Origin of the sequence: Variovorax sp. LjRoot84 (assembly GCF_964254305.1) — a bacterium.
Lineage (GTDB): Bacteria > Pseudomonadota > Gammaproteobacteria > Burkholderiales > Burkholderiaceae_C > Variovorax.
On the sequence record NZ_CAXUTE020000001.1, the window covers coordinates 4,543,747 to 4,569,145 of the forward strand.

At 65.7% G+C, this 25,399-nt stretch carries 25 protein-coding genes, 1 tRNA gene and 1 pseudogene; 17 read left to right on the forward strand and 10 right to left on the reverse strand.

Features of this window, described 5'->3' with window-relative positions; all coding sequences use genetic code 11:
• The first annotated feature begins 42 nt into the window (after positions 1-42).
• A complete protein-coding gene (locus ACSQ9I_RS22570; RefSeq protein ID WP_436314538.1) occupies positions 43-768 on the forward strand; it encodes a LysR substrate-binding domain-containing protein in 726 nt (241 codons plus the stop codon).
• Positions 769-821: 53 nt separating this feature from the next.
• On the opposite strand, the gene ACSQ9I_RS22575 is transcribed toward ACSQ9I_RS22570, so the two are convergent.
• Entirely contained in the window at positions 822-1,856 is a 1,035-nt protein-coding gene (locus ACSQ9I_RS22575) for an RNA methyltransferase (protein WP_436314539.1), read from the reverse strand.
• Between the two features lie 631 nt (positions 1,857-2,487).
• Between ACSQ9I_RS22575 and ACSQ9I_RS22580 the strand changes: the two genes are divergently transcribed.
• From ACSQ9I_RS22580 to ACSQ9I_RS22600, 5 genes are all read left to right on the forward strand, one after another.
• On the forward strand, positions 2,488-2,757 hold the full coding sequence (locus ACSQ9I_RS22580) for a helix-turn-helix domain-containing protein (RefSeq protein WP_093106066.1): 270 nt from the start codon (positions 2,488-2,490) through the stop codon (positions 2,755-2,757).
• Between the two features lie 133 nt (positions 2,758-2,890).
• Complete coding sequence (locus tag ACSQ9I_RS22585) at positions 2,891-4,474, forward strand: MFS transporter (protein WP_436314540.1); 1,584 nt, start codon at positions 2,891-2,893, stop codon at positions 4,472-4,474.
• A 191-nt stretch (positions 4,475-4,665) separates the two neighbouring features.
• Positions 4,666-5,046, forward strand: coding sequence for a cupin domain-containing protein (locus ACSQ9I_RS22590; protein ID WP_214697029.1), 381 nt, complete (start codon positions 4,666-4,668; stop codon positions 5,044-5,046).
• A gap of 208 nt (positions 5,047-5,254) precedes the next feature.
• Positions 5,255-7,060 carry an adenylate/guanylate cyclase domain-containing protein gene (locus ACSQ9I_RS22595; RefSeq protein ID WP_436314541.1) on the forward strand — a complete coding sequence of 602 codons (1,806 nt, stop codon included), beginning with the start codon at positions 5,255-5,257 and terminating at the stop codon, positions 7,058-7,060.
• A 376-nt stretch (positions 7,061-7,436) separates the two neighbouring features.
• Positions 7,437-8,729: an NAD(P)/FAD-dependent oxidoreductase gene (locus ACSQ9I_RS22600; protein ID WP_436314542.1), complete on the forward strand. Its 1,293-nt coding sequence runs from the start codon at positions 7,437-7,439 to the stop codon at positions 8,727-8,729.
• A 40-nt stretch (positions 8,730-8,769) separates the two neighbouring features.
• On the opposite strand, the gene ACSQ9I_RS22605 is transcribed toward ACSQ9I_RS22600, so the two are convergent.
• The gene (locus ACSQ9I_RS22605; protein WP_436314543.1) at positions 8,770-9,642 is read right to left on the reverse strand and encodes a hypothetical protein; all 873 of its coding nucleotides are present in this window, start codon (positions 9,640-9,642) and stop codon (positions 8,770-8,772) included.
• A gap of 282 nt (positions 9,643-9,924) precedes the next feature.
• On the reverse strand, positions 9,925-10,116 hold the full coding sequence (locus tag ACSQ9I_RS22610; protein WP_093106038.1) for a hypothetical protein: 192 nt from the start codon (positions 10,114-10,116) through the stop codon (positions 9,925-9,927).
• 377 nt (positions 10,117-10,493) lie between these two features.
• On the opposite strand from ACSQ9I_RS22610, the gene ACSQ9I_RS22615 reads away from it, so the two are divergent.
• Positions 10,494-10,787, forward strand: coding sequence for a hypothetical protein (locus ACSQ9I_RS22615; protein ID WP_436314544.1), 294 nt, complete (start codon positions 10,494-10,496; stop codon positions 10,785-10,787).
• A 50-nt stretch (positions 10,788-10,837) separates the two neighbouring features.
• Positions 10,838-12,967 carry an alpha/beta hydrolase domain-containing protein gene (locus ACSQ9I_RS22620; protein WP_436314545.1) on the forward strand — a complete coding sequence of 710 codons (2,130 nt, stop codon included), beginning with the start codon at positions 10,838-10,840 and terminating at the stop codon, positions 12,965-12,967.
• Positions 12,968-13,006: 39 nt separating this feature from the next.
• Here the strand turns inward: ACSQ9I_RS22620 and ACSQ9I_RS22625 are convergent, their stop codons facing one another.
• Positions 13,007-13,936: a LysR family transcriptional regulator gene (locus tag ACSQ9I_RS22625; protein ID WP_436314546.1), complete on the reverse strand. Its 930-nt coding sequence runs from the start codon at positions 13,934-13,936 to the stop codon at positions 13,007-13,009.
• 188 nt (positions 13,937-14,124) lie between these two features.
• On the opposite strand from ACSQ9I_RS22625, the gene ACSQ9I_RS22630 reads away from it, so the two are divergent.
• Positions 14,125-14,844, forward strand: coding sequence for a zeta toxin family protein (locus tag ACSQ9I_RS22630; RefSeq protein ID WP_436314547.1), 720 nt, complete (start codon positions 14,125-14,127; stop codon positions 14,842-14,844).
• Between the two features lie 540 nt (positions 14,845-15,384).
• On the opposite strand, the gene ACSQ9I_RS22635 is transcribed toward ACSQ9I_RS22630, so the two are convergent.
• Both ACSQ9I_RS22635 and serS read right to left on the reverse strand, forming a co-directional pair.
• Positions 15,385-15,474: transfer RNA gene (locus ACSQ9I_RS22635), tRNA-Ser, on the reverse strand.
• Between the two features lie 45 nt (positions 15,475-15,519).
• The gene (gene serS, locus ACSQ9I_RS22640; protein ID WP_093106025.1) at positions 15,520-16,851 is read right to left on the reverse strand and encodes a serine--tRNA ligase; all 1,332 of its coding nucleotides are present in this window, start codon (positions 16,849-16,851) and stop codon (positions 15,520-15,522) included.
• Positions 16,852-16,913: 62 nt separating this feature from the next.
• On the opposite strand from serS, the gene ACSQ9I_RS22645 reads away from it, so the two are divergent.
• The gene (locus ACSQ9I_RS22645) at positions 16,914-17,324 is read left to right on the forward strand and encodes a VOC family protein (RefSeq protein ID WP_093106022.1); all 411 of its coding nucleotides are present in this window, start codon (positions 16,914-16,916) and stop codon (positions 17,322-17,324) included.
• Positions 17,325-17,339: 15 nt separating this feature from the next.
• On the opposite strand, the gene ACSQ9I_RS22650 is transcribed toward ACSQ9I_RS22645, so the two are convergent.
• From ACSQ9I_RS22650 to ACSQ9I_RS22660, 3 genes are all read right to left on the reverse strand, one after another.
• The gene (locus tag ACSQ9I_RS22650) at positions 17,340-18,305 is read right to left on the reverse strand and encodes a threonine/serine dehydratase (RefSeq protein ID WP_436305065.1); all 966 of its coding nucleotides are present in this window, start codon (positions 18,303-18,305) and stop codon (positions 17,340-17,342) included.
• On the reverse strand, positions 18,302-19,258 hold the full coding sequence (gene ispH / locus ACSQ9I_RS22655) for a 4-hydroxy-3-methylbut-2-enyl diphosphate reductase (RefSeq protein ID WP_436296417.1): 957 nt from the start codon (positions 19,256-19,258) through the stop codon (positions 18,302-18,304). Before ispH ends, ACSQ9I_RS22650 begins: the two co-directional genes overlap by 4 nt.
• A gap of 89 nt (positions 19,259-19,347) precedes the next feature.
• On the reverse strand, positions 19,348-19,803 hold the full coding sequence (locus tag ACSQ9I_RS22660) for an FKBP-type peptidyl-prolyl cis-trans isomerase (protein ID WP_093106017.1): 456 nt from the start codon (positions 19,801-19,803) through the stop codon (positions 19,348-19,350).
• A 56-nt stretch (positions 19,804-19,859) separates the two neighbouring features.
• On the opposite strand from ACSQ9I_RS22660, the pseudogene ACSQ9I_RS22665 reads away from it, so the two are divergent.
• Positions 19,860-20,084 (forward strand): annotated as a pseudogene (locus ACSQ9I_RS22665) (UPF0758 domain-containing protein); the annotation flags it as partial.
• A gap of 84 nt (positions 20,085-20,168) precedes the next feature.
• A complete protein-coding gene (locus ACSQ9I_RS22670; RefSeq protein ID WP_436315803.1) occupies positions 20,169-20,825 on the forward strand; it encodes a Smr/MutS family protein in 657 nt (218 codons plus the stop codon).
• Here ACSQ9I_RS22670 and ACSQ9I_RS22675 read toward each other — a convergent pair.
• Entirely contained in the window at positions 20,822-21,241 is a 420-nt protein-coding gene (locus ACSQ9I_RS22675; protein WP_093106012.1) for a group II truncated hemoglobin, read from the reverse strand. The genes ACSQ9I_RS22670 and ACSQ9I_RS22675 overlap by 4 nt on opposite strands.
• An 88-nt stretch (positions 21,242-21,329) precedes the next feature.
• Here ACSQ9I_RS22675 and ACSQ9I_RS22680 point away from each other — a divergent pair, with 88 nt between their 5' ends.
• The 5 genes from ACSQ9I_RS22680 to ACSQ9I_RS22700 all read left to right on the forward strand — a co-directional run bounded on the left by ACSQ9I_RS22680 (position 21,330) and on the right by ACSQ9I_RS22700 (position 25,395).
• On the forward strand, positions 21,330-22,160 hold the full coding sequence (locus tag ACSQ9I_RS22680; RefSeq protein ID WP_436314548.1) for an ABC transporter substrate-binding protein: 831 nt from the start codon (positions 21,330-21,332) through the stop codon (positions 22,158-22,160).
• 80 nt (positions 22,161-22,240) lie between these two features.
• A complete protein-coding gene (locus ACSQ9I_RS22685) occupies positions 22,241-22,936 on the forward strand; it encodes an amino acid ABC transporter permease (RefSeq protein WP_436315804.1) in 696 nt (231 codons plus the stop codon).
• Positions 22,933-23,643, forward strand: coding sequence for an amino acid ABC transporter permease (locus tag ACSQ9I_RS22690; protein ID WP_436314549.1), 711 nt, complete (start codon positions 22,933-22,935; stop codon positions 23,641-23,643). Before ACSQ9I_RS22685 ends, ACSQ9I_RS22690 begins: the two co-directional genes overlap by 4 nt.
• The gene (locus ACSQ9I_RS22695) at positions 23,640-24,383 is read left to right on the forward strand and encodes an amino acid ABC transporter ATP-binding protein (RefSeq protein WP_436293392.1); all 744 of its coding nucleotides are present in this window, start codon (positions 23,640-23,642) and stop codon (positions 24,381-24,383) included. Before ACSQ9I_RS22690 ends, ACSQ9I_RS22695 begins: the two co-directional genes overlap by 4 nt.
• Positions 24,384-24,399: 16 nt before the next feature.
• Positions 24,400-25,395, forward strand: coding sequence for an isopenicillin N synthase family dioxygenase (locus ACSQ9I_RS22700; protein ID WP_436314550.1), 996 nt, complete (start codon positions 24,400-24,402; stop codon positions 25,393-25,395).
• The last annotated feature ends 4 nt before the right edge of the window (positions 25,396-25,399 follow it).

Below are 25,399 nucleotides of genomic sequence, written 5' to 3' on the forward strand. Positions count from 1 at the left end.
CACTCTCGGCTGGGCGTTCAACTCACTGAAGAAGGTGAGGTCTTGCATTCGGCGGTGTCGGCTGGCTTCAGCCAGATGGAGACGGCGCTGCGCGAGATCAGGCGCCGCCGTGCAGATCGGGGCACTGTCACGCTGTCGTTGTCAAGCGCGTTCATCTCCCACTGGTTGATGCCGCGGTACGCACGTTTTCAACAGGCCGTCCCGCACATCAACCTGCGCTTCGAGGTGATCAGCGGCGTTCTCCGTGGCGATGTCGACGAGGTGGACCTGGGATTGCGCTTGTACGACCCCACGAGGAAGTGGCAGAGCTGGGAGTTCTTTCCGGAAGTGGTGCTCCCGGTCTGCAGCCCGGAATACCTGCATCGGGTGGGTGCCGTCGGTGAATCTGCCGATGTGAGCCAGCACACCCTGATCCATCTGACCACGACGACCATGGATTGGGAAGAATACGGGGCTCGCACCGGCCTGGACTGCCGCCGCCCCGGCAACTCCCTCAGCTTCTCCGATTCGGCACTCGTGCTGCAGGCCGCCTTGCTCGGTCAAGGGATTGCGCTCGGTTGGGTGTCGGCGGTATCCGGTGCGCTGCGCGAGGGCCTTCTGGTGCCGGCCTCCAGCCGCCTGATCCGCACCGAAAAGGAGTACCGGCTGGTGGCAAGGCCCGGGTCGATTCGACAAGAAGTGCGCCGCGTGCTGGATTGGCTCGTCAGCGAAATGCGCGAAGACGTTGCGGCCATCACGCAGCAGTACGCATTGTTCCGGGACACTTGACCGACGTGTGCATCGCCCCCCACTGCTGCCTGCCAGCAGGTGTCGAATGTGACCTAACGCCAGTCTTCGGCCCTTCGAAGCGGCACCTGTACTTCGGCTGCGCGCGCCCTCAACTGACCGCACCCGCCGTCGACATCCTGGCCAGCCGAATAGCGCAGTTTCGTCAGAATGCCCCGCTGGTGCAGCGTGCGAGCAATCTGTTCGCAGCGCTCCCACGACGGGCGACTGAACGCCACGCCATCCACCGCGTTGAAGGGGATCATGTTCAGCACGCCGTACCTGCCGGAGAGCAGTCTGACGATGCCTTCAATCTCCTCTTCCCCGTCGTTCACACCTTCCAGCAGCGTCCACTGGTATTGAATCGGGTAGCCGGTGGCCCGGGCATAGCGTTCGGATGCGGTGACCAGTTCCTCGGGAGTCATATTCGGCGCGCGCGGAAGGAGTTTTCTGCGCAGCTCAGCCTTGGTCGTGTGCAACGAGAGTGCCAGCGCAGGTCTGACGCTTCCCTGGTGCAGCCTCTCGAACACGCGTGGATCGCCCACGGTGGAGAACACCAGGTTCTTGTGTCCGATGTTGCCCGCCGTGCCGAGCAGGTCGATCGCCTCCATCACGTTGTCCAGGTTATGGGCCGGTTCGCCCATGCCCATGAACACGACCTTGCGTACCGGCCGGCGCAGGCGCGCGAGGGCGACCTGGGCAATGATCTCGGCGCTTCCCAGTTGGCGCAGCAATCCGTCGCGACCCGTCATGCAGAACTGGCACCCGACGGCGCACCCGACCTGCGACGAGATGCACAGACCGTCCCGAGGCAGCAACACGCTCTCCACCGTCTGACCATCCGCGAGGGCAACGAGCAACCGCTCGGAACCATCGGCACCGGGATGGACCGCGTGGATGCGCGCCAGTCCCGCAAGCTCAGCTTCAATAGACGGCAGCGCAGCCAGCAGCGACGACGGAAAGAAGCTCTCTGGTCGACGCTTGCCGCTGTTTCGGGGTAGAGCATGGGACCACAGCCGCAAGATCCGGTGCTCGTGGATGGGGCCCGCTCCGGCTTCCCGCAGTCGCCGTTTTAGTTCGTGGATTCGCATGCACTGCCTAGGGCAAATGGACTCCTGGACACATCAGTGATCCAGTCGTGCTGGCGTCCAGGACGTACAGAGAGTGATGGTCGACATGCGACAGATTGTGCACGGCAGCTCGAGTGGGGTTCATGCGGCGCGGGTCGCCCGCGTCGCGCTCAGCAGCAATAGGAATCCGGCCACGGCGGCCAGCCCATGGACGACGACAAGCCACTTCGACAGCGGCAACTGCTTCCAGTGGTAGTTCAGGTTGAGGACGGCACCCCCCCGCTGCCGCCAGGAGAAAGAGAACAAGCGCGCCGAGGGCGGTCGCAGGCAAGCCTACGGTCGCTGCCGCGTAGAGCAGCAAGGTCACGGCCGCGGCGGCCAAGAACCTACTCTGACCCACCGTTGAAACGAAAAAGCCCTGGCTGTTTCCAGTCAGGGCAAGAAGGTCGGTGGTCGACCTTGGAGAACGGTATCTCCCTTAGGCTTTCAAATTGAGCCCAAGTTCCCAACGTCTCCCTGGCCGGACGCTTGTTGCTCGACGCCATGGCCCTGGCAAGTCTGCAGAACGAAGAAGCGAAAGTCGAAGGTTCTTCATGGTGACCAGCTGGCCACACCTGGACCGGGAGTTCGATTGTGCAGCGACAATCCGCGGATGGCCCAAGGCAAGCGCATCTCGGCAGACATTGGTGGCGACGCCCTGCAGGCGATCAAGGACATGGGTGCCGCGGCCAAGCTGGCCCGCACCAGTGCCGGCGACGGCCAAGCCGCCGCTGCCGCCCGATTGGGCGTTCACGTCCAGACGATCGCCCGGATTGAATCAGGTGAACCAGGCGTCGCGATCGGGCACGTGCTGGGCATGCTTGCGCTCTACGGCATCGCAACGAAGTTGCAGCCGCCAGACAGCGGCCAGCTCGCATCCTGAGTTGTTCCAACTGCTGAGCGAGGGTACGTAACGTCTGCGGGCCTCTCTCGCGGCCCTCAACCTCGCAGCGCGCCAGTTGCCCCCATGGAAGACGTGCGAACGCCCCGACCATAATCGGGCAAAGCTTCCTTCGATGTCCTCCGCATCCCACTCCCTTTGGTCCCCGTTGCGCCTGCCCGCATTCCGGGGCCTGTGGACCGGCAGCGCCATCTATTTCACCGGAAACGCCATGCAGGTCATGGCGGCTTCGTGGCTCATGGTGGAGCTCACGGGCTCCTCTTTCCTCGCAGCGTTGGTGCAGACCGCCGTGTTCCTGCCAATGTTCCTGCTGGCACTGCCGGCCGGCGTGCTGGCCGACACCACGGACCGGCGGCGGCTGATCCTGAATGCGCTGGCCGTTCAGGTGGCCGTCGTCGTTGTCCTGTCCCTGCTCGCATTGGGGGGGTGGGCGGGACCGGCGACCTTGCTGCTGTTCACCTTTGCCGCCGGCTGCTGCACGGCGCTGCTGTCACCAGCCTGGAACACCAGCGTGGCGGACACGGTGCCGCGCGAAGACATGCCACAGGCCATCACGGCGATGTCGATCGCCTGGAACAGCGCGCGGGCATTGGGGCCGTCAGTCGCGGGCTTCGTGTTCGCATGGCTCGGTGCAGGCTGGGTCTTCGTGGTCGCAGTGGTGAGCGCACTGCTGATGATGCAAGCGGTGCGGCGCTGGCCCCCTGCCCCACATGCGAAGTCGCCCCTGCCGGCGGAGCGCCTCTGGAGCGGCACCGTCGCGGGCCTGCGCTATGCAAGGCACTCGCCGATGATCCTGGCTCAGTTACTGCGCACCGTCGCCTACAGCGGCGCGGGCTCGGCGCTGTGGGCGCTGTTGCCGGCCATCGCGGCGCAACAACTGAAGTTGGGCGCCGCCGGATTCGGTTTTCTCATGGGATGCCTGGGCACAGGCGCGGTTGCTGCGGGCCTGGTACTGGGCAAGTTGCGTGCGCACCTGGGGCTTGAGCGCCTCGTCGCCCTGGGGTGCATGGTCTTCGCCGCTGTGATGCTTATCGCTGCGTTCGTGCGCATTCCCACCGTGGTATTCGTGGCGCTTGCCATCGGCGGCGCCGCCTGGATGGCGGTCATGGCCACCTTCAACACGGCCACGCAGTCGAGCGCCCCGCCCTGGGTCCGTTCGCGCGCCGTGGCACTGCACACGGTCAGCGCGCTGGGCTCGTTCGCCATCGGCTCGGCATTTTGGGGCGCGGTTTCCGGCATCACCGGGCTGCCGATTGCTTTGAGCATCGCAGCCCTCACCATGACAGGAGGCATCTTTCTCGCCCGCTGGCTGCCGCTGCGGATGGGCGCTTCGCCGGAGGTCACGCCCGTCGCGCTCTGGGAAGATCTTTTCATCAAGGATCAGCCGCTTCCGGACGATGGCCCGGTGTCGGTGGAGATCGGCTATCGCATTCGCGTTGGCGAAGCCGAGGAGTTCTTGAACGCCGTGACCCAGCTGCGCGCCTCGCGGCGCCGCGACGGCGCCACCCTATGGCGCGTCTATCGAGACCTCGGCGATCCATCGCGCTATGTCGAGCGATTCATCGTCGCCTCCTGGGCCGACTACCTGCACCAGCGCGCCCGGGCCACGCTGGCCGACCAGGAGGTGGAGGCTCGTGTACGGGTATTCTTGCGCGACGGCGAGGCGGTGACGACCCAGCACTACATCGCTGAGCGGTGAAATCGCATTCTCGAGCGGCTGGCTTGCAGCGTGAGCGGACATTTTCCAGGCTCGCACCCAGCTGATCTCTCGGATCGGGCGAAAGATGGGTCGCCGGAAGCGTGGCCCGGGACTAATATTCAATCGTCCGACGCGCGGCTTGACACGAGGCTGCCGCGGGCTAATTGCTCACTCGTTCAAGGAGAGTAGTGATGGCAAGCCCGATGAATGTCACCAAGCTCCAGACGAAATCCCATGACGAACCGGATGAGGTTCGGGAGCCGGAAAAGACTCGGGTCGAAGTGGTCCGCCTCGAGGGGTACACGCTTGGACGCTTCAAGTTTCAGCCCGGGTGGCGCTGGTCGAAGTGCATCAAGCCGGTCGTCGGCACGGATAGTTGCCAAGTAGCTCACGTTGGGTACGCGGTTTCCGGTCGAATCACCGTGCAAATGAATGACGGCTCGAAGACCGCAATTGAGGAAGGCATGTCGTACACCATTCCTCCGGGCCACGACGCATGGGTCGAAGGCAACGACCCGTTCGTTGGCTTCGAGATGATGAGCGCAGAGGAATACGCAAAGCCCAAGAGCTGACCCCGACTGGTCTGACCCCCTTCAGTGATGAGCGGATGGAGCCGCGAGCCACTTGAGCCGGCGGCGGCTCGCACGGCTACTGGGCCTGACAAGCCGGTCCCAACCCTGAACTGAAGGCATCGAAGGTCCAGCCGCGTCATAGATCCGGAACGCCCGCATGTGCGCACGTCCTTCAGGCGAAGCCAGGGCTGCCCAATCGAGCCGCTAATTGCCCGCGAGAAGCGTAATATGCACCGGCCATCCTTCCCCTATGGAGTCGGCGCAGGTGAACTCGGCTGATCTCAGGCAGCACTTGGTGGCGATCCTCGCAGCGGACGCCGCGGGCTATTCGCGCCTGATGGCCGTAGACGACCGTGCTACCGTGGCCGCCCTCGACGCGGCTCGTGCCGTGTTCCGCAGCCGCATCGAGGCCAATCATGGCCGCGTGATCGACATGGCCGGGGACTCGGTACTCGCCATATTCGGAGCGGCGACCGGCGCGGTGGCGGCGGCGATCGTCGTCCAGCGGGAGCTGGGCGCGTCCATCGACGTCCTGCCGCAGGACCGGCGAATGCTCTTTCGCATCGGCATCCACATGGGCGACGTGATCGAGAAGGCGGACGGCACGGTGTACGGCGATGGCGTGAACATCGCCTCCCGGCTGTGCGGCGTGGCCGAGCCGGGCGGCATCTTCGTGTCCGACGCGGTGTACGGCGCCGTGCGGGACAGGATCGGCGCGAGCTTCGTCGACCAGGGCGAGCAGCCGATGAAGAACATTTCGCACCCGGTCCACGCCTTCAAGCTGACGCCCGCCGCGCCGTTGTCCTCGCGAACGCCGGCGCTGCGCTTGCCGGATCGGCCTTCGCTGGCGGTGCTGCCGTTCACCAACATGAGTGGAGACCCAGAGCAGGAGTACTTCGCGGACGGCATCACCGAGGACATCATCACCGACTGCTCCAAGATTTCGGGCCTGTTCGTGATCGCGCGCAACTCGACATTTACCTTCAAGAAGCAGAACGTCGACATCCAGGAGGTCGGGCGCAGGTTGGGCGTGCGGCACGTGCTTGAGGGCAGCGTGCGGCGCGCCGGCATGAGAGTGCGCATCAACGTGCAGCTCATCGATGCCGAATCCGGCGGGCATGTCTGGGCCGACCGCTATGACCGCGAGCTCGAGGACATCTTCCTGGTACAGGACGAGGTCACTCGCAAGATCGTGGAGACGCTCGAGGTAAGGCTCACCGGCAACGAGGAGGAGCGCCGGCAGGAACGCGGCAAGGTCAACGGCGAGGCCTACGACTATCTAATTCGCGCGAAGAGCTGCATCGTGCAATTCACGGCGCCAGCCCTGACCGAGACACGCGAGATGCTGGAGCGCGCACTGGCGATCGATCCGGGCATGGCGCTGGCCTATGCCTACCTGGCGATCGCCCGCGGCGTCGAGTACGCCAACGCCTGGAACGGCCGGACAGCCGACGATCTGCAAGAGAACCTGGCGTTGGCGCGCAAGGCGTGCGAGTGCGACCCTCTTGAGCCCATGGCACACCATGCGCTTTCCAACGCGCTGATGTGGCTACGCAGGCTGGACGATGCCGAGCGCGCCGCACGGCGCTCGGTCGCGCTCGACCCGAATTCCTCCCAGAGCTATGGGACGCTGGGCATCATCCTGGATTTCGCCGGGCGCCACGAGGAGGCGATCGAATCGCTCTCGAAGGCGTTGCGCCTCGACCCGCAATTCAGCCTGTGGCGGCATGCGCAGGGGCGGGCCCAATTCGTCCTCGCACGCTATGCAGAGGCCGAAGCGAGCTTTAAGCGTCGCCTCATCCACATGCCGGGTTCGGACGTCACGCGCGCCTACCTGGCCTCGCTCTACGGTCATACCGGTCGCCATGAGGAGGCGCGCCAAATCTGGAGCGAGCTGATGGACATCCATCCCGAATATGCAATCGAACTCACGCTGCGCGTTCTGCCCTACAGCAGCCCGGCGCCTCTTGAGCAGTTCGTGGCGGGCCTGCGCAAGGCCGGGTTGGCGGCCTGAACGCACGACCCCCCGCTCCTCTGTCGCTGCCACCTCTCCCGAGGGGTTTCACCCAGGACCTTCGCCACCGGCCCTCGTCGGCACAAAGCGTTGAATGTGGCTGGTTGCGGATCCAAGCGCGGCCAAATCTTCACGCATGGCAGCCCCGCCTGCGTCGCAGGCGGAGGCGACCGCCCTCGTCTTTCACTACGAGTCCCGGGCTACCGCGGCAAGGATCGCTTCGAGGACATCTTCGGGCGCCTTTCCGCTTGTATCCACCACATGATCGCGAACTCCTCGCTCATTGCAGGACCGTCTCTTCAGCAGCGAACGCCGTCTTTGCCGGCAGAATGCTGAACTTCACCAATCGCGCCCAGTAGCAATGCGGAGGTTCCCAATGAACGGCGATCGGCTTTCGCACGGCCTGTGGGAGGCCTCGGCGCCGCTGGCGCCGAGGATGCAACCGCTGACGCAGCGGATAACGGTCGACGTCGCGATCATCGGCGGGGGGTATACCGGATCATCGGCGGCACTTCACCTCGCCGAGGGCGGCGCGAGCGCCGCGGTGCTCGAGGCGTTCGACATCGGCTTTGGCGCCTCCGGCAGGAACGTGGGCCTCGTGAATGCCGGCATGTGGGTCATGCCATCCGTGCTGCTGGGTGAGCTCGGCAAGTCGCACGGCCAGCGCCTGCTGGACATCCTGGGCAATGGGCCTTCCATCGTTTTCGATCTGATTGCCCGCCATGGCATCGAGTGCGAGGCCGTCCACAACGGAACGTTGCATTGCGCAGCGGGTAAACGCGGCGTCGCCGAGATTGCCGAGCGCGCGCGCCAGTGGCTGGAACTCGGCGCCCCGGTGGAAGTCCTCGATGCGCAGCGGACCCTGGAACTCACCGGAACTCGGGCCTATCCGGCTTCGTTGCTGGACCGCCGGGCCGGCACCGTCCAACCGCTCGCCTATGTGCGAGGCCTGGCCGATGCCGCACTGCGTGCGGGTGCGCGCATCCACACGCAGACGCGCGTGACAGCGGCCGAGCGCGTCGGGTCCCGGTGGCAATTGGCAACGGGCAGCGGCGGAATGGTGTCCGCGAGATGGGTCATCGTCGCCACCGATGCTTACACCGAGAGCGACGGGCTGTGGCCCGGCATCCAGGCAGAGCAGGTGCGATTGCCCTATTTCAACTTCGCCACGGCGCCGCTGCCGCGGGCAAGCGCAGAAAGCATCCTGCCCGAACGCCAAGGCGCATGGGATACACGCCAGGTTCTGTCCTCGTTCCGTCTCGACGCCGCGGGGCGGCTCGTCTTCGGCAGCGTCGGCGCTTTGCGGGGGATGGGACGGGAGATCCACCACGACTGGGCGCGACGCGCGCTCGCCAGGATCTTTCCGCAGCTGAAGGACGTGCCGTTCGAGCATGAGTGGTATGGAACGATCGGCATGACGAGCAACGCCCTCCCCCGATTTCACGAGCTTGACCACAACGTGGTTTCGTTCAACGGTTTCAATGGCCGGGGTATCGCACCGGGAACGGTGTTCGGCAGGGAACTCGCGAAGCTCGTGCTGGGCGCGGTCCGCCGCGATGACCTGCCGTTGCCGGTGACACAAGTGGCCCCCACGCTGTGGCGCAACGCGAAGGCGCTGGGCTATGAAGCGGGCGCCCGCGCATTCCACTTGGTAGACGCGCGGATCTAAGGATCACCCAGGAGTTCGTGCAGGCTGCCGTTGAGACGGGCTAGGCCGCCTGCACGGCAGCGAGCCAGAGCTGCGCTCCTTGCTGCGGCGTCGAAGCCCAGGTCACGTTGTAGGTACCGGCCACACTCACCTGCCTGACGGCAACGGCGCACTGCACCAATGCACCAGAAGCCAGTACCGAATCGACCACCGTGAAGCCGCTGTCGGGCACGGCCGTCTTGTCCAGGTCGACACCTGCATCGCCCCACCACCATGCGACGAGCAGCGCAGGGCCGGTGGTGGTGACACTGGCGCTGGTCAAGGGCTGGCCAGACAGCACCTCGCGCCACTGCACATCGCGCACGAAGCCGCCTCCGGTGATCTCGACAACGCTCAGGGTCGTTTCGTCGGTGACTTTAGGCTTCACCACGGTGACCGCGTGGCCGACCATGCCCCGGGCCTGCTCGCAGGCATACAAGGCCGTCCCTGAGTTTGGCCAGAGGGTGTAGGTGTGCGCCACATCGAGCTGAACGAAGGCATTGCCCACGTTGTCTGTCGGCGCGATGGCAGAAAGCAAACCCCGCCCGACGCAGGCCAACAGGGTGCTTCCGGTCGTGCGCGTGGACATGCCGGAAGTGGACAGCGATGAGGACGACACGCCGTCACGGTTGAAGTCGAGCGCGTGGGCGCCGAGGGCGGGCGCCGTTGGAGCAGGTGCAGGTGCAGGTGCAGGTGCGGGTGCAGCGGCAGGGGCAGGAGCGGCTGCAATTGCAGCTGCAGCTACTGTTGTCTGGGCGCCGGAGCCTCCGCCGCAGGCCGTGAGCGCCGCACTTCCAGATGCCATGCTGACCATCGCAAGCGCCCACATACGGCGCAACAGGTCGCGGCGCTCGTTCAGCAGTGCAAGTGCCTCACTGTCGGAGGGTTCATTCATGGAGGCACCCCGTTCTCTTTGGCCTCCGATTGTGAAACACCGCGGTCTGCGAACCAACCTACATCCGCCGCCCAGGTGTTACCGACAGTCAGTTGCCGACGAATTCGAACCTGAGCTTCTCAAGCTTCGCGTCCCTTCAGGCGAATGCCCTGTGCCTGGCGTTCGATGTATTGGTCGCTGGAGCGCGTGCTTGCTGGCGAGGTTGAGCTGAGCGGCGCGCGTTCACTTCAGCAGGTGGCCGAGAGGCCGCGGAGTTTGGTGGGCAACGCCGCGGTGCGCTTCCTATGGGCACTTGGGCGCACACACGAGATGGTTCTTGCCGAGAAAGCGCCGCGAAGTCATCCCGGTGCGAAGAACGAACTTCCCGCACTTGAAGCAGGACATCATGGCTTCGGCGCGCGGCGTGGTGATGATGGAGCCTGGCGCCTTCTTGACGTAGCGCAGGCCATCCTGCGTGAGTTGGGTGTTGGACATGCGGCATTTTACCCGGACGCAATTTGACACAGGTGCCTTGAGAGCACCAGGCTTCCCCCGGAAAAGGAGCCTTCACCAGTCGCCACGACAGGCGGAGAAGGACATGGTGAACTTCGGAAGGCGTTATGCCGCATCGCGGATCTTGAAGAGCCTGATCATGAACAAGGTGCTGGTGCCGGAGTTCTCTCAGCGTGCTGCGGCGAACCATCCCCAGATGGTGGTCTTCTCGTCGGACCTGATCGGCCAGGGCATCAATATGTACGGCTACTGGGAGTTTGAGGAACTCGAGGTCCTCGCGCAGTGGCTCAAGGCGAACGGCCACGTAGGCGGTGTGATGCTCAGACGTCGGCGCGAACATCGGCAACCACAGCATCTTCATGTCGCGGTACTTCGAAGCCGTTCACGCGATCGAGCCGAACCCCAGGTCGTACGAGGTCCTTGCCCTCAACTCAAACTTGGCAGAGAACATTCACTGCCACCAGGTTGCAGCATCGGACACAAACGGGACGCTGCGCTTCGAGCAGGAGGCGGGAAATATTGGAGGCACGTACGTGCTTCCAGAGGGCTGGCAGCCAGGCGTGCGAGTTGATCCTAGTGAGACTGTCACCCTTAACCATCAGTTAAGACCGACTAAACAAGATGCGAATTGTGGGCGTGCCTCCGAATCGTGAGGATGCAAGGCGCCGACGCCGTCGGACCACCACAAAAAGCAGGAGACAGCATGCACCCCAGAAGCCTGATCGGGCGTCAGTCACGCCTGCGCTGGCTCGCGGCGGCGGCCAGCACGGCGATCGTTGCTGCCGCGCCGGCCGACGCCCGCGTCACTCGCATCGTGATCGACAGTGTCACGCCACTCACGGGGCAGGCGATCCTGTACGAGCAAATCCGCGGCCGCGCCTTCGGCGAGCTCGACCCGAACGATCCGCACAACAGCGTCATCACCGACATCAAGCTGGGAACGGACGCCGATGGCAAGGTGCGCTACGAGACCACATTCAATCTGGTGAAGCCGGTCGACATGAACCGCTCCAGTGGTTTCCTCTGGCATGACGTGGCCAACCGTGGCGGCGCCGGCACCATCGTCGTCGACGAACGCGAGCTGGGCGATATCGGCTTGCGCAGCGGCTGGCAGGCGGACAACGCCGGCAATACAGGCATTGCCGCCAATCGCGCGGCGGGTACCAATCACTGGGTGGCAGTGCCCATCGCGAAGATCGACGGCACGGCGGTCACCGGCAACGTCTTCGCGCGCATCGTCAACCAGAGCGGTGCGGACTCCAAGCCGCTGACGGTGCAATCGAACCCTATGCCCTACCTTCCAGCAACGCTGGACACGACCAAGGCGACACTGAAGACGCACACCAAGGAAACCGTCGACGGCGTCATCACCGAGGGTCCGAGCATCGCCGCGGGCGACTGGGCGTTCGCGAAATGCGACGCCAGCAATCCGTTCCCCGGTACTCCGATCGACAACAACCCCGCCAACGCGCCCGGCAATCTGCCCGTGCACATCTGTTTGCGGAACGGCTTCGATCCCAACCTGCTGTACCAGGTGGTGTACCCGGCGCAAAACGCTTACATCCTGGGCGTGGGTATGGCCGCATTCCGCGACGTCGGGACCTTCTTCCGCTACGAGACCGCCGACGACTTCGGCACGCGCAATCCGATCGCCGGCTTCGTCAAGGGCACGGCCGTGCGGGGCGTGTCGCAGTCCGGAAACATGGTGCGGCAGTTCATCTTCATGGGCCTGAACCAGGACGAACGCAACCGCAAGGTCTACGACGGGGCCTGGCCGATCATCGCGGGCCGCCGGGTGGCCGCCAACTCGCGCTGGGCCCAGCCGGACGGCGTGCTGGAGCTCTACCAGCAGGGCAGCGAAGGCCCGCAGTGGTGGGCGGACTGGGCGGACCCGGTGCGCAAGCAGCCCACCGGCAGCATCTTCTCGCGTTGCAACACGAACGACACCTGCCCCAAGGTGATCGAGCATTTCGGGTCGGCCGAGGTGTACGCGCTGAAGCTGACACCCGAGTGGATCGGCACGGCCGGCGACGCGGACATCCCGCTTCCTGGCAACGTGCGCCGCTACTACGTGCCGAGCAGCCATCACGGCGGCGGCGCGGGCGGCTTCACGCACATTCCGGCGACCCCCACCGGCCCCACCTGTCCCGGCAACAGCTTCGGCCGCGGCACGTTGGCGGCGAACCCGGTACCGCACACGGAGATCACCAATGTGCTGCGCCTGGCCCTGCGCGACTGGGTGCTGAAGGGGACGCCACCGCCGCCAAGCCGGTGGCCCACCCTCACCGACAAGACGTTGGTCGACGCGAACAAGGCGTCGATGGGCTTTCCGAGCGGCGTGCCCGGCATCCCGGATTCGATCTTCCTGCCTGAGAACTTTGCGTTTCCGGTGTTCGACTACGACTGGGGCCCGCAATTCAACCACGCGGAAGCTTCCGGCGTGCCCACCAACGTGCCGCCGCCCATCAAGAAGGTCATCCCGATGAAGGTGCCGAAGGTCGATGCCGACGGCAACGAGATCGGGGGCGTACCCACCGTGCTCGTGATGGCTCCGCTGGGCACCTACCTGGGCTTCAACATCACCGCCGCGGGCTTCCATCAAGGTCAGGTGTGCAACTATGTGGGTGGCTACGTGCCGTTCGCACGGACGCGTGCCGAGCGGATCGCCCGTGGCGACCCGCGCCTGTCGCTCGAGGAGCGCTATGGCAGCCACGAGGGCTACGTCGCCGCGGTGCGAGCCGCCGCCGAGAAGGCCTCCGCCGAGGGCTTCCTTCTCCCGGCGGACCGTGAGCGCCTCATCCGGCAGGCGTCCGACAGCGCCGTGCTTCGCTGACGAGGAGAGCAATGCGCTGCCAGCATCGCCCTGCACGATTCAAGAAGTGCTGGTGGAGACGCTGCTGAGCGAAGCCGCGCTTTCGATCATTTCCACGAGCGCGGCTGCGGACGTCGACAGTTCCGAGCGGCTGCGCATTGCCAGCAGCAGCACGCGTTCCGTTTCGATGCCCTCGAGGTCGATCTGCACGAGATTGAGGGCTTCCGCATAGAGAGCGGCAGCCGCGCGTGGCAGGATCGCCAGGCCGAGCCCGCATGCAACCATGCGGCACATCGAATCGAAGCTGCGCACCTGCACCCGGATGCGGGGTGTGCGCTTCACCGCGTCGGCCGCCGCCATCACCTTGCGCGTGAGCGATGCGCTTCGCGCCAGAGTGACCAGGTCATAGTCGAACACGTTCACTGTGGAGGCGTTCTGCTGACTGCCCAGCGCGTGACCTGCCGGCACGAGCAGGACCAGCTGGTCGACATTGCAGACGATTGTCTCAAGGCCTTCGTGCGGCACGTTGTCGCCAATGACGGCAAGCTCCGCCAAGCCTTTCTGCACGGCGCGGATACCGTCCTCGCTCAGGGCATCTTCCATGTCGATCACGACATGGGGGTAGCGGCGAGCGTACTCTGCCAGCACGCTTGGCAGGAAGCCTCCGAAAGCGGAAGGATTGGCGCACAACCGCAGGTGACCGGTGGCACCCGAGCGGAAATCGTCGACGGCCTGCACGAGCTGTTCCAGGCGCGCGATCACCTCGATCGCGTGTCGGTGCAGGGCCTGTCCCTCCGGCGTAGCGGTCACGCCGCGCTGCCCCCGCTGGAGCAGGGCGATGCCGCAATGCCGTTCGAGATCGGCGATGCGCTTGCTGGCCGCTGGGAGCGAAACGCCGAAGCGATCTGCGCCCGCGGTCAGGCTTCCTGCATCGACGACCGCGACGAAAAGGCGCAGGGAGACGAGATCGAAACGATTCAGGTTGATCATGACGAGTGGATTTGACCACTGCGCCGAGTGAGAGATGCAGTACACCGCCCGTGCGCAGCATCTAGGGTTGTGGGCCGATAGGGAGCCCCTGGCGCCGTGGGAACGGCGGAAGGTACAGCGCGGCGGCTGACGCTGGTGATGTTGGGCAGTGGAGGTGTCTGTACCATCATGAGCGCAGCCCAATACATATGTCCATCCAAGCCCCCTTAACCTCTGAAGAACAGGCGGTTCGCGACGAGGCGATTCAATGGGCGAGGGCTAACCGAACCAAGTTCGCCGCCGACTTCACCAATATCGAAAAATACCCGGGTGAAATAGCGCCTGTCGCGCTGTTCATGGCTGGCTCCCCGGGCGCTGGCAAGACTGAAGCCTCCAAGGCTTTGGCGGAAGAGGTCGGCTCGTTCCTGCGGATAGATCCCGATGATTTCCGGGCATTTGTCCCTGGATACGACGGACAGAACTCGTGGCTGGTCCAGGATGCGGTCACGATGCTCGTAGAGAGGGTGCTAGACCGAGCTTTCAAGCAAAAGCAGAGTTTCCTGCTCGACGGAACGCTCTCGAGCCTGGCTGTTGCCGATAGGAACGTTGGTCGTTGTGTGGATCGGGGCCGGTCGGTACAGATAATCTACGTCTATCAGGAGCCGGCGTTGGCTTGGAACTTCGTAAATGCCCGCGAGCTTAAAGAAGGGCGGCGCATCCCGCCCGAGCGGTTCGTCCACCAGTTTTTCGCCTCGCGTGACGTGGTTAACGCTTTGAAGGTAAAGTTCGGGCAGTCCATCAAGATTGATGTGATCATCAAGGACATTGACGGAACTCACCGACGCTACCATGCGAACGTAAGTGACTTGAATCACGTCGCTCCGCTGCAATATTCCAAGGAAGAAGTCGAAAAAATCGTTCGCTCCTAGACTTGAGGCTGCAATGTTTAACCTATTTCGTCACTCACGTCTTCTCGAGGCTACCTCTCTCTCCCGTTTCGTCCGAGACACGTCGTCGGCGGAGAAGAAGCGCATCTATGCGAACGTGATCTCGAAAGCCTCTTTGGAGCAGCGCCTCCTGATGGAGTCGGTAGCGGCGAACAAAGGGGATCATGAGTCCAAGCAAGGTACTAGTACCCACGGCGCAGCGTAACTCGCCCGCTGCCCGACAGACGGCCCGCTTCGGCGGGCTTTTTCATGCCTGTCTGGTAGTGCACATGTATGCACGCCACCCAGGCTCGCCAAGTCGCCAAGTGAGCGTTTCGCGTTCTTGCAGGCGGTGTCGGTGAGCGGCATCTGGGGGCATTTTCGAGGGGCACCACTCGGATCGCGGTTTATGCCCCCAATTGCGCCCTCGTTTTGGCTCGGCTGTCAAAGCACTTTGGCGGACAACATAGGCAACAAAAAAGCCCTAGAGCGTTGATTCTCAAGGGCTTTTCGGTCGTCCGTGGCGCTTGTCGGCGCTACTTCTGGAGGAGAGGGAGGGATTCGAACCCTCGGTCCGTTCGCACGGACGCCTGATTTCGAGTCAGGTACATTCGACCACTCTGCCACCTCTCCGGTGTCTGTCGAGCCCGCGATTCTAGCAGAGGCTTTGGGCGCTTTTCAGGCCCGCAGCACGCCCAATCCGCCCAGATAGGGTCGAAGCGCCTCCGGCACGGTGATCGAGCCATCCGCGTTCTGGTGGTTCTCCAGCACCGCAACCAGCGTGCGGCCGACCGCCAGGCCCGAGCCGTTGAGGGTGTGCACCAGCTCGTTCTTGCCTTGTGCGTTCTTGAAGCGGGCCTGCAGGCGGCGGGCCTGAAAGGCCTCGCAGTTCGAGACCGAGCTGATCTCGCGGTAGGTGTTCTGCGCCGGCAGCCAGACCTCGAGGTCGTAGGTCTTGGTGGAACCGAAACCCATGTCGCCGGTGCACAGCAGCACCACCCGATAGGGCAGTTCCAGCGCCTGCAGCACGGCCTCGGCATGGCCGGTCATGGTTTCGAGCGCCTCGTAGCTTTTTTCGGGATGCGTGATCTGCACCATCTCGACCTTGTCGAACTGGTGCTGGCGGATCATGCCGCGCGTGTCGCGGCCCGCGCTGCCGGCCTCGGAGCGAAAGCACGGCGTGTGCGCGGTGAGCTTGATGGGCAGTTGCGACTCGGCCACGATCTCGTCGCGCACGAAATTCGTGAGCGGCACTTCGCTGGTCGGGATGAGATAGAGCGCCGAATGATCGGGCGCCGGCTCGCCGTCCTGCCCGCCCTTCTTGGCGGCGAACAGGTCGCCTTCGAACTTGGGCAGCTGGCCGGTGCCGCGCAGCGTTTCGGCGTTGACGATGTAGGGCACGTAGCACTCGGTGTAGCCGTGCTGCTCGGTCTGGATGTCGAGCATGAACTGGGCGAGCGCCCGGTGCAGGCGCGCGATCGGCCCCTTCATCACGGTGAAGCGCGAACCTGCGAGCTTGACGCCGGTCTCGAAGTCCAGTCCCAGCGGCGTGCCGAGATCCACATGGTCCCTGGCCTCGAAGCCGAGCGCGGGTGCATCGGCGCCGTTGCCGCCCTTCGGGCTCCAGCGCCGGACCTCGAGATTCGCCGTTTCGTCATCTCCGACCGGCACACTCGGATGCGGCAGATTCGGGACCGCGAGCAGCAGAGCCTGAAGTTCGGGCTGAATGGCGTCGAGCCGCACCGCCGACGACTCCTGTTCGGCCTTGAGCGCATTGACCTCGGTCATCAGCGCATCAACCGATTCGCCCTTGGCCTTCAGGGGCCCGATCTGCTTGTTGAGCGCGTTGCGGCGCGCCTGCAGTTCCTCGGTGCGGGTCTGCAGGGTCTTGCGCTCGGCCTCGAGTGCGCTGAAGCTGGCCACGTCGAGAAAGGTCTGGTTCTTCTTGCGGGTTTCGAGGCGGGCAACGACCGAGGCGAGGTCCTTGCGTAACAGAGTGATATCGAGCATCGGGCGATTTTAGGCGGGGCGTAGGATCGCTCTCCCCCTTTCAACTGACTCAAGGAGATTCGATGGAAGCCTATCTGTCCTTCAACGGAAATGCGGCCGAGGCACTGGCCTTCTACGCCAAGAGCCTGGGCGGAAAGATCCTCTTCAGCATGAGCTTCGGCGAAAGCCCGATGGGCGCCGAAACGCCGGCCGACCACAAGAACAAGATCATGCATGCCACCCTCGAAGCCCGCGGCAAGCAGATCATGGCCTCGGACTTGCCGCCCGGCATGGCCTTCGACGGCTACAAGGGCTTTTCGCTCTCGGTGCAGGCCAAGGATGTGAAAGAAGGCGAACAGCTCTTCAAGGCGCTGTCCGAGGGCGGGAAAGTCACCATGCCCTACGCCGCCACTTTCTGGTCCCCCGGCTTCGGCATGCTGGAAGACAAGTTCGGCGTGCCGTGGATGGTCAACGTCGACCAGCCGCCGGCCTGAGGGCCTGTTCAGTCCCTAAGCCAGGCTCGCCGGGTCCACGTTCGCGCCGCAGACGATCAGGCAGAGCTTCTCGCCTTCGCGCGGTACATAGGCGCCGCTTTGCAGCGCGGCCAGCGGCAAGGCGGCCGCCGGCTCGACGGCCAGCTTGAGCTCCTTCCAGAGCCACAGCTGCGCCGCGCGGATCGCCTCGTCGGGCAGGAGCAGCGCATCGCGCACATGGCGCTGCGTGATGTCCCAGGCGATCGCGCCGATGCGCCTTGCGCCGAGCGAATCGGCCGCGACGCCGCCGACCTCGACATCGACCGGCTCGCCCGCTTCGCGCGCCCGATACAGCGTCGGCGCGCGCTCCGGCTCGAGCGCGACCACGCGGCTGCGCTGCTCGAACCAGGCCGCCAGCCCGCCGATCAGCCCGCCGCCGCCGACGCTGACCAGCACCGCGTCCGGCAGGCCGCCCTGCTGCTCGATCTCGCGACCGAGCGTACCGGCGCCGGCCACCACCTCGGGCTGGTCGTAGGCATGGGTGAGCAGCGCACCGCTTTCGCGCTGCCGTTCGAGGCAGGCGGCCAGCGCATCGCCGTACATCTCGCCGCCCACCACCACCGTCGCGCCAAGCGCACGCAGGCGCGCGCGCTTGGCTTCGGGCGACACCGTGGGCAGGAACACCTCGCAATGCACGCCGAGCGCGTGCGCGGCCGCCGCTGTGGCAATGCCGGCATTGCCGCCAGAAGCCACGATCGCGCCGCTTTCCGGAATCTCGTTGGCCAGCAAACGATTCATCATGCCGCGCGCCTTGAAGCTGCCGCTGGCCTGCAGATGCTCGAGCTTGAGCCAGACTTCGACGCCCGGCACTTCCACACCCAGCGCACGGCCCGACAGCTTCCACAGCGGCGTCTCGCGCAAAAAATGCGGCGCGCGCTCGTGCAGGCGGCGGGCGGCGGCCTCGATGTCGCGGCGCCAGTCGATGGTTGCGGCGCCGCTCACGAGATATGACCCGGTGCGGGAATGTCGTCGAGCTTCAGGCCCTTGGGCAGCGGGAACTTGAGCGTCTCCTCGATGCCGTCCATCTTGCGCACCGACACCGCCCCCAGCGCCTTGACGCGCTCGATCACCTCGCGCACCAGCACCTCGGGCGCCGAAGCGCCGGCCGTCAAGCCGACACGGCTCTTGCCCTCGAACCATTCGGGCTGGAGCTCAGCGGCCGAATCGACCATGTAGCTCTCGGTGCCCAGCCGTTGCGCCAGCTCGCGCAGCCGGTTGCTGTTGGAGCTGGTCGGGCTGCCCACCACGATCACCAGGTCGACCTGCGGGCTCAGCAGCTTCACGGCGTCCTGCCGGTTCTGGGTGGCATAGCAGATGTCCTGCTGCTTGGGCTCGCGCACGTTCGGAAAACGCGCGCGCACCGCGGCCGAGATCTCGGCCGCATCGTCGACCGACAGCGTGGTCTGCGTGACGACGGCCAGCTTGTCGGTCTGCGCGGGCGATACGTGCGCGACGTCATCCACGTCTTCCACCAGGTGGATGCCGCTCGACAGCTGCCCCATCGTGCCTTCGACCTCGGGGTGGCCCTTGTGGCCGATCATGATGAACTCGTAGCCTTCCTTCGCGAGCTTGGCGACCTCGACGTGCACCTTGGTCACCAGCGGGCAGGTGGCATCGAAGACCTCGAAGCCGCGCTCGCGCGCCTCGGCCTGCACCGCCTTGCTGACGCCGTGCGCGCTGAACACCAGCGTAGAGCCCGGCGGCACCTCGGCCAGGTCCTCGATGAAGATCGCGCCCTTGGCCTTGAGCTCGTTGACCACGTAGGTGTTGTGCACGATCTCGTGGCGCACGTAGATCGGCGCGCCGAACTTGGCGAGCGCGCGCTCGACGATCTCGATCGCGCGGTCGACGCCGGCGCAGAAGCCGCGCGGTTCGGCCAGGATGACCTCTTGCACGCCGGTTGAACTGACCCCCACGCTCGGCACTGGCGTGTCCTCGCTGCCCCCCGAGGGGGCCTTCGCACCTTGGGGCGGCCCGGCGGTGCTCACAACACGCCGATCAGTCGGACCTCGAAGGTCACGGGCTGACCTGCGAGCGGATGGTTGAAGTCGAAGCGCACCGCGGTCTCGTTCGACTCGATCACCGCGCCGGCGTAGCTGCCGCTGCCATCGGGCGTGGGGAACTGCACCACGTCGCCGACCGCGTACTGCTCGTCGGGGTCGCCCATCTGAGCGAGCAGCTTGCGCGCCACCCACTGCTGCATCTCGGGGTTGCGCTCGCCGAAGGCGTCGCCGGCCGGCAGCTCGAAGGTGGCGTGCGTGCCTTCTTCCAGCCCCAGCAGCCGCTGCTCGACCGCGGGCGAGAGCTCGCCGGTGCCCAGCGACAGCGTGGCGGGCTTGTCGTTGAAGGTGTTGATGATGTCGCCCGCCGGCCCGGCCAGCCGGTAGTGCAGCGTGAGAAAGGAGCCGGGCGTGACGACGGCGGTGGTGGTGGAGGACAAGATGGGGGATCGCTATAGACTGGGCCTGTATTTTAGGGAGGGGCCCTTGAGCCCGCATAAATCATGTCTTTCAAGGATCTGCCGGCCGGGGCGCGCGCCCGCGCGAAAAGCTCATCGCGCAGGGCGCCGCTGCGCTCGGCGATGCCGAGTTGCTGGCCCTGCTGCTGCGCACCGGCGTGGCGGGCAAGAACGTGCTGCAGCTCGCCCAGGAGCTGCGCGACAGCTTCGGCGGGCTGGCCGGGCTCCTCCATGCCGGGCTCGACGACCTCAAACGCATCAAGGGCCTGGGCCCGTGGCCAGACCCTGTCGATGGCCGAGCGCGGCCTGGTCTGAGCAAGAGACGACGAAGCCTTATCCTGAGCTCCATGCCTCTCCCACCCAAAGCCATCAAGAGTCTCGCCGACCTGAAAACGCTGCAGCACACGCTGGCCGAACAGCGCGAGCGCGAAGCCGCCGCGGCCGCTGCGCGCGCGGCCGCCGAGAAGAAGCGCCTGGCCGAACAGGACCTGTTCGCGCGCGCGATCGGCGCCACCCAGCCGCTGCGCCGCAAGGCCGCCGTGCCGCTGGCGCCCGAGCCGCCGGCGCCGATCCCGGTGCAGCATCAACTGGACGAAGAGCGCGTGCTGCGCGAATCGCTGTCCGACGAGTTCGACGTCACCACGCTGCTCGATGCCGACGATGCGATGAGCTTCCGCCGCCCGGGCATCCACACCGACGTGACGCGCAAATTGCGCGCGGGCGAATGGTCGATCCAGCGCCAGATCGACCTGCACGGCATGCGCAGCGACGAGGCCCGCGAGGCGCTCGGTGCCTTCATCCGCGATGCCTACAAGCAGGGCCTGCGCTGCGTGCGCGTGGTGCACGGCAAGGGGCTGGGCTCGCCGGGACGCCAGCCGGTCCTCAAGGCCAAAGTGCAGCGCTGGCTGATCCAGAAGAGCGAGACGCTGGCTTTCGTGCAGGCCAAGCCGGCCGCGGGTGGAGCCGGCGCGCTGCTGGTGCTGCTGGCGCCGGCGCGGCGCTAGCCGCTTCTGTTTCGCATCCAGTCGGCGGTCTGGAAGAAAGAGTCACGAAGCCGGGCACGCAAGGCTTCCGGCACCCCTGTCTCCCCCATCGCCTGGTCCATGCAGGCCAGCCACTGGTCGCGCTCCTTGATGCCGATCGAGTGGCCGCCGATGCTCTGCGGCAGGTGCCGCGCACGCAGCATCGGGTGGCCGAAGCGATCGGTGTAGTGCTGCGGGCCGCCGAGCCAGCCGCAGAGAAACCAGAACAGCCGCTGGCGCGCGTTGTCGAGCGTCGTGCCGTGCACGGCGCGCAGTTGCGCATAGGCCGGTTCCAGCTCCATCAGGTCGTAGAAGCGCTCGACCAGCGCGTGGACCTTGGCTTCGCCGCCGATCCATTCGAAGGGCGTGTCGAAGGGCGGCTTGTCTTGAATCTGCATGCCGGCAGTATGCATATGTGAAAGAGCTATTTCTCGGCGCAGGCTTTTGTTGCTATGGTGCGGGCCGACTTCCGCTGGAGATAACAACATGCGTTTCCGAATCGCCGCTTCCGCCTTCGCCGCGGCCGCCCTGCTCCTGGGCACCGCCGTCCATGCCGACCAACTCGACGATATCAAGAAAAAGGGCCAACTGGTCGTCGGCGTGCTCGGCACCGACGAGCCCGCCACCTTCATCGATCCCAAGACGCGCGAGATCATCGGCTACGAGGTCGATCTGGTGAACGCGATCGCCAAGAAGATCGGCGTCAAGCCGGTGCTGAAGCAGATCGCCGTCGCGGCGCGCATTCCCGAGCTGCAGCAGGGCCATGTCGACCTGGTGGCCGCCGGCCTCACGCACAACAAGGAGCGCGAGGCGCAGATCGACTTCTCGCTCACCACCTTCGTCACCGGCCAGAAGGCCATCGTCAAGAAGGACAGCGGCATCACCGGGGTGCCGCAGCTCTCGGGCAAGAAGGTGCTGACCATCCGCGGCGGCACGCAGGAGCCCAACATCAAGAAGGCCGTGCCCGGCGCCGAAGTCGTGACCTTCGACACCAGCCAGCAGGCCTTCCAGGCGCTGCAGCAGGGCAAGGGCGTGGGCTATGTCGACGACGAGGCCGCGCTGCTCAACAGCTACGCCAAGCTCGGCCCGCAGAAGGCCCAGTACGTGGTGCTGCCGCAGAACCTCAGCACCGAGGCGCTCGCCATCGGCATCAGGAAGGGCGAGACCGGCCTCAAGGCGGTGGTCGACGAGACGCTGCGCGAGCTCGAGAAATCGGGCGAGGCCGAGAAGATCTTCTTCAAGTGGTACGGCCCGAAGACCAAGTCGGGCTTCGACAAGCGCAGCTTCAAGATCGAGACCGACAAGATCGACAGCTGAGCCCGCGCCGGGCATCCGCGGCGCCGGATGCGTAGGATGTGCCCCGCGCCCGTACGACGCGGGCGCCGACGTATCCGTTCATGCTGCCCTTCGACTACTCCCTGCTCATCACGGGGAAGTACCACGACATGCTCGTCGCGGGCTTCCTGCTGTCGCTGCAACTGCTGGCCGCCTCACTGATGCTTGCGCTGCCCATCGCGCTGGTGGTGGCGCTGCTGCGCCTGGCGCCGGCCGCGCCGCTGCGCTGGCTGGGCTTCGCCTATGTCGAGTCGATCCGCAACATCCCGCTGCTCGCGCATATGCTCTTCTGGTACTTCGGCGCGCCGGAGCTGCTGCCCGAAGACATCAAGCAGCGCCTCTACGCCGGCCGCATCGAGGCGATGAGCGCGGTGGTCGCGCTGGGCCTCTACACCGCGGCCTACATGGCCGAAGACATCCGCAGCGGCATCCGCGCGATCCCCGCGGTGCAGATGGAAGCCGGCCGGGCGCTCGGCTTCGGCTTTCTCGCGACCATGCGCCGCATCATCCTGCCGCAGGCGCTGCGCGTCACGATCCCGCCCCTGATCTCGCAGACGCTCAATCTCTGGAAGGGCACCAGCATCGCGACCGTGATCGGCGTGGCCGAGCTCATGTACCAGGCCGGGCAGGTCGAGAGCGCGACCTTCCGCAGCGCCGAATCCTTCGCCTTCGCCACGGCGGCCTATCTCACGGTGTCGATGATCATCACCGGCGCGGCCAGCTGGTACCAGCACCGCTTTCCGCCGAGGGCCGCATGATCGAGCTGGTCCAGACCTACTGGGTCTACTTCCTGATCGGCCAGTACCCCAACGGCCCGCTGGGCGGCCTCGCGCTCACGGTGCTGCTGGCCGCGCTGGGGCTGGTGCTCGCCCTGCCCTTCGGCCTGCTGCTGGGCCTGGCGCGCGTCGCCCCCTGGCGCTGGCTGCGATGGCCGGTCACCACCGTGGCCTTCGTGGTGCGCGGCACGCCGCTGCTCATGGTGGTGTTCTGGGCCTACTTCTTCCTGCCCAGCGTGACCGGCGTCAAGACCGACCAGTTCAGCACCATGCTGATCGCGCTGGTGGTGTTCGACGGCATCTACATCGGCGAGATCGTGCGCGCCGGCATCCTGGGCGTGCCGCGCGGCCAGGTCGAGAGCGCGCGTTCGCTGGGCCTGGGCTACGGCCGCGCGATGCGCTTCGTGGTGCTGCCGCAGGCGCTGCGCAGCATGCTGCCATCGCTGGTGAACCAGTTCGTCTCCACCATCAAGGAGACCTCGCTGGGCTACATCATCGGGCTGGCGGAGGTGTCCTTCATCGCCTCGCAGATCAACACCCAGGTCTTCACCAAGCCGGTACAGGTCTACCTGGTGCTCGGCTTCACGTACTTCGTCATGTGCTTCGGCCTCTCGCGCTTCGCCTACTGGCTGGAGGCGCGCACCAGCCGGCGCACGCTCGTCCGCTCTGCACCGAAAGCACCCGCATGATCCAGTTCGACAACGTCAACAAGTGGTACGGCGACTACCAGGCGCTGGTCGAGGTGAACGAGACCATCGCCCGCGGCGAGGTCGTGGTGGTCTGCGGGCCTTCGGGCTCGGGCAAGTCCACGCTGATCCGCACCATCAACCGGCTCGAGCCGATCCAGTCGGGCCACATCACGGTCGATGGCCGCGACATCCATGCGCGCGGCATCGACCTCAACGACTTCCGCTCGCACATCGGCTTCGTGTTCCAGCAGTTCAACCTGTTCCCGCATCTCACGGTGCTCGGCAACTGCACGCTGGCGCCGATCCAGCTGCGCGGCCTTTCGCGCGCCGAGGCGACGGAACGCGCGATGGCCCTGCTCGATCGCGTCGGCCTGGCCCACAAGGCGAGCGCCTTTCCGTCCGAACTCTCGGGCGGCCAGCAGCAGCGCGTGGCGATCGCACGCGCGCTGGCCATGCAGCCGCCGCTGATGCTCTTCGACGAGCCCACCAGCGCGCTCGACCCCGAGATGGTCGGCGAAGTGCTGCTGGTGATGCGCGACCTCACGCGCGAAGGCATGACCATGGTGGTCGTGACGCACGAGATGGGCTTCGCGCGCGACGTGGCCGATCGCGTGCTCTTCATGGACGCCGGCCGCGTGCTCGAACGCGCGACGCCCGACGACTTCTTCAACCGGCCGCAACACCCGCGCGCCCAGCAGTTTCTTGCCGACATCCGCACGCCCTTCGCGCATGCCGTTTGATACCCTGGACATCGCCATGACTTCGCTGCCCCTGATCGACATCGCGCCGCTCACCGCATCGACGCGCGAGCGCGCCGCGGTCGCCGCGCAGATCGGTGAGGCCTGCCGCGCGCACGGCTTCTTCTACATCGCCGGCCACGGCATCGACCCCGCGCTGACGCAGCGGCTCGAAGACCTGAGCCGCGCCTTCTTCGCGCAGGACGAAGCGACCAAGATGCAATGGCGCATGGAACTCGGCGGCCGTGCCTGGCGCGGCTACTTTCCAGTCGCGGGAGAACTCACCTCGGGCCGGCCCGACTGGAAGGAAGGGCTCTACCTCGGCACCGAGCTGCCCGACGACGATCCGCTGGTGCTGGCGCGCACGCCGGTGCACGGGCGCAACCTGTTCCCCGACCTGCCCGGCTTCAAGACCGCGATCCTCGACTACATGCAGGCTGCCACGCGGCTCGGCCACACGCTGATGGAAGGCATCGCGTTGAGCCTGGACCTGCCGGCCTCCTACTTCGCCGAGCGCTACACGGCCGACCCGCTGATCCTGTTCCGCATCTTCAACTACCCGACGCAGCCGGTGCCCGCGAACCTCGACGTGCAATGGGGCGTGGGCGAGCACACCGACTACGGCCTGCTCACCATCCTGCGGCAGGACGACATCGGCGGACTGCAGGTGCGCACGGGCCAGGGCTGGATCGATGCCGCGCCGGTGCCCGATGCCTTCGTCATCAACATCGGCGACATGCTCGACCGCATGACCGGCGGCCTCTACCGCTCGACGCCGCATCGCGTGATCCGCAACACCTCGGGACGCGACCGGCTTTCGTTCCCGCTCTTCTTCGACCCCAACTTCCATGCGCGCGTGCGGCCGATCGAAGGCCTGCCGAAGCCCGCCGTGGTCGACGACAGCGCCACGCGCTGGGACCGCGCCAACGTGCATGCCTTCAACGGCATCTATGGCGACTACCTGCTCGACAAGGTGTCGAAGGTGTTCCCGCAACTGCGCAGCGCGGTGCTGTAGGCGC

Excerpts from the sequence above, each read along its gene's own strand:
- ACSQ9I_RS22575 (WP_436314539.1), bottom strand. The coding sequence starts at position 1,856 with ATGCGAATCCACGAACTAAAACGGCGACTGCGGGAAGCCGGAGCGGGC.
- ACSQ9I_RS22580 (WP_093106066.1), top strand. The coding sequence starts at position 2,488 with ATGGCCCAAGGCAAGCGCATCTCGGCAGACATTGGTGGCGACGCCCTG.
- ACSQ9I_RS22585 (WP_436314540.1), top strand. The coding sequence starts at position 2,891 with ATGTCCTCCGCATCCCACTCCCTTTGGTCCCCGTTGCGCCTGCCCGCA.
- ACSQ9I_RS22590 (WP_214697029.1), top strand. The coding sequence starts at position 4,666 with ATGGCAAGCCCGATGAATGTCACCAAGCTCCAGACGAAATCCCATGAC.
- ACSQ9I_RS22600 (WP_436314542.1), top strand. The coding sequence starts at position 7,437 with ATGAACGGCGATCGGCTTTCGCACGGCCTGTGGGAGGCCTCGGCGCCG.
- ACSQ9I_RS22605 (WP_436314543.1), bottom strand. The coding sequence starts at position 9,642 with ATGAATGAACCCTCCGACAGTGAGGCACTTGCACTGCTGAACGAGCGC.
- ACSQ9I_RS22610 (WP_093106038.1), bottom strand. The coding sequence starts at position 10,116 with ATGTCCAACACCCAACTCACGCAGGATGGCCTGCGCTACGTCAAGAAG.
- ACSQ9I_RS22615 (WP_436314544.1), top strand. The coding sequence starts at position 10,494 with ATGTCGCGGTACTTCGAAGCCGTTCACGCGATCGAGCCGAACCCCAGG.
- ACSQ9I_RS22620 (WP_436314545.1), top strand. The coding sequence starts at position 10,838 with ATGCACCCCAGAAGCCTGATCGGGCGTCAGTCACGCCTGCGCTGGCTC.
- ACSQ9I_RS22625 (WP_436314546.1), bottom strand. The coding sequence starts at position 13,936 with ATGATCAACCTGAATCGTTTCGATCTCGTCTCCCTGCGCCTTTTCGTC.
- ACSQ9I_RS22630 (WP_436314547.1), top strand. The coding sequence starts at position 14,125 with ATGTCCATCCAAGCCCCCTTAACCTCTGAAGAACAGGCGGTTCGCGAC.
- serS (WP_093106025.1), bottom strand. The coding sequence starts at position 16,851 with ATGCTCGATATCACTCTGTTACGCAAGGACCTCGCCTCGGTCGTTGCC.
- ACSQ9I_RS22645 (WP_093106022.1), top strand. The coding sequence starts at position 16,914 with ATGGAAGCCTATCTGTCCTTCAACGGAAATGCGGCCGAGGCACTGGCC.
- ACSQ9I_RS22670 (WP_436315803.1), top strand. The coding sequence starts at position 20,169 with ATGCCTCTCCCACCCAAAGCCATCAAGAGTCTCGCCGACCTGAAAACG.
- ACSQ9I_RS22675 (WP_093106012.1), bottom strand. The coding sequence starts at position 21,241 with ATGCAGATTCAAGACAAGCCGCCCTTCGACACGCCCTTCGAATGGATC.
- ACSQ9I_RS22680 (WP_436314548.1), top strand. The coding sequence starts at position 21,330 with ATGCGTTTCCGAATCGCCGCTTCCGCCTTCGCCGCGGCCGCCCTGCTC.
- ACSQ9I_RS22685 (WP_436315804.1), top strand. The coding sequence starts at position 22,241 with ATGCTGCCCTTCGACTACTCCCTGCTCATCACGGGGAAGTACCACGAC.
- ACSQ9I_RS22690 (WP_436314549.1), top strand. The coding sequence starts at position 22,933 with ATGATCGAGCTGGTCCAGACCTACTGGGTCTACTTCCTGATCGGCCAG.
- ACSQ9I_RS22695 (WP_436293392.1), top strand. The coding sequence starts at position 23,640 with ATGATCCAGTTCGACAACGTCAACAAGTGGTACGGCGACTACCAGGCG.
- ACSQ9I_RS22700 (WP_436314550.1), top strand. The coding sequence starts at position 24,400 with ATGACTTCGCTGCCCCTGATCGACATCGCGCCGCTCACCGCATCGACG.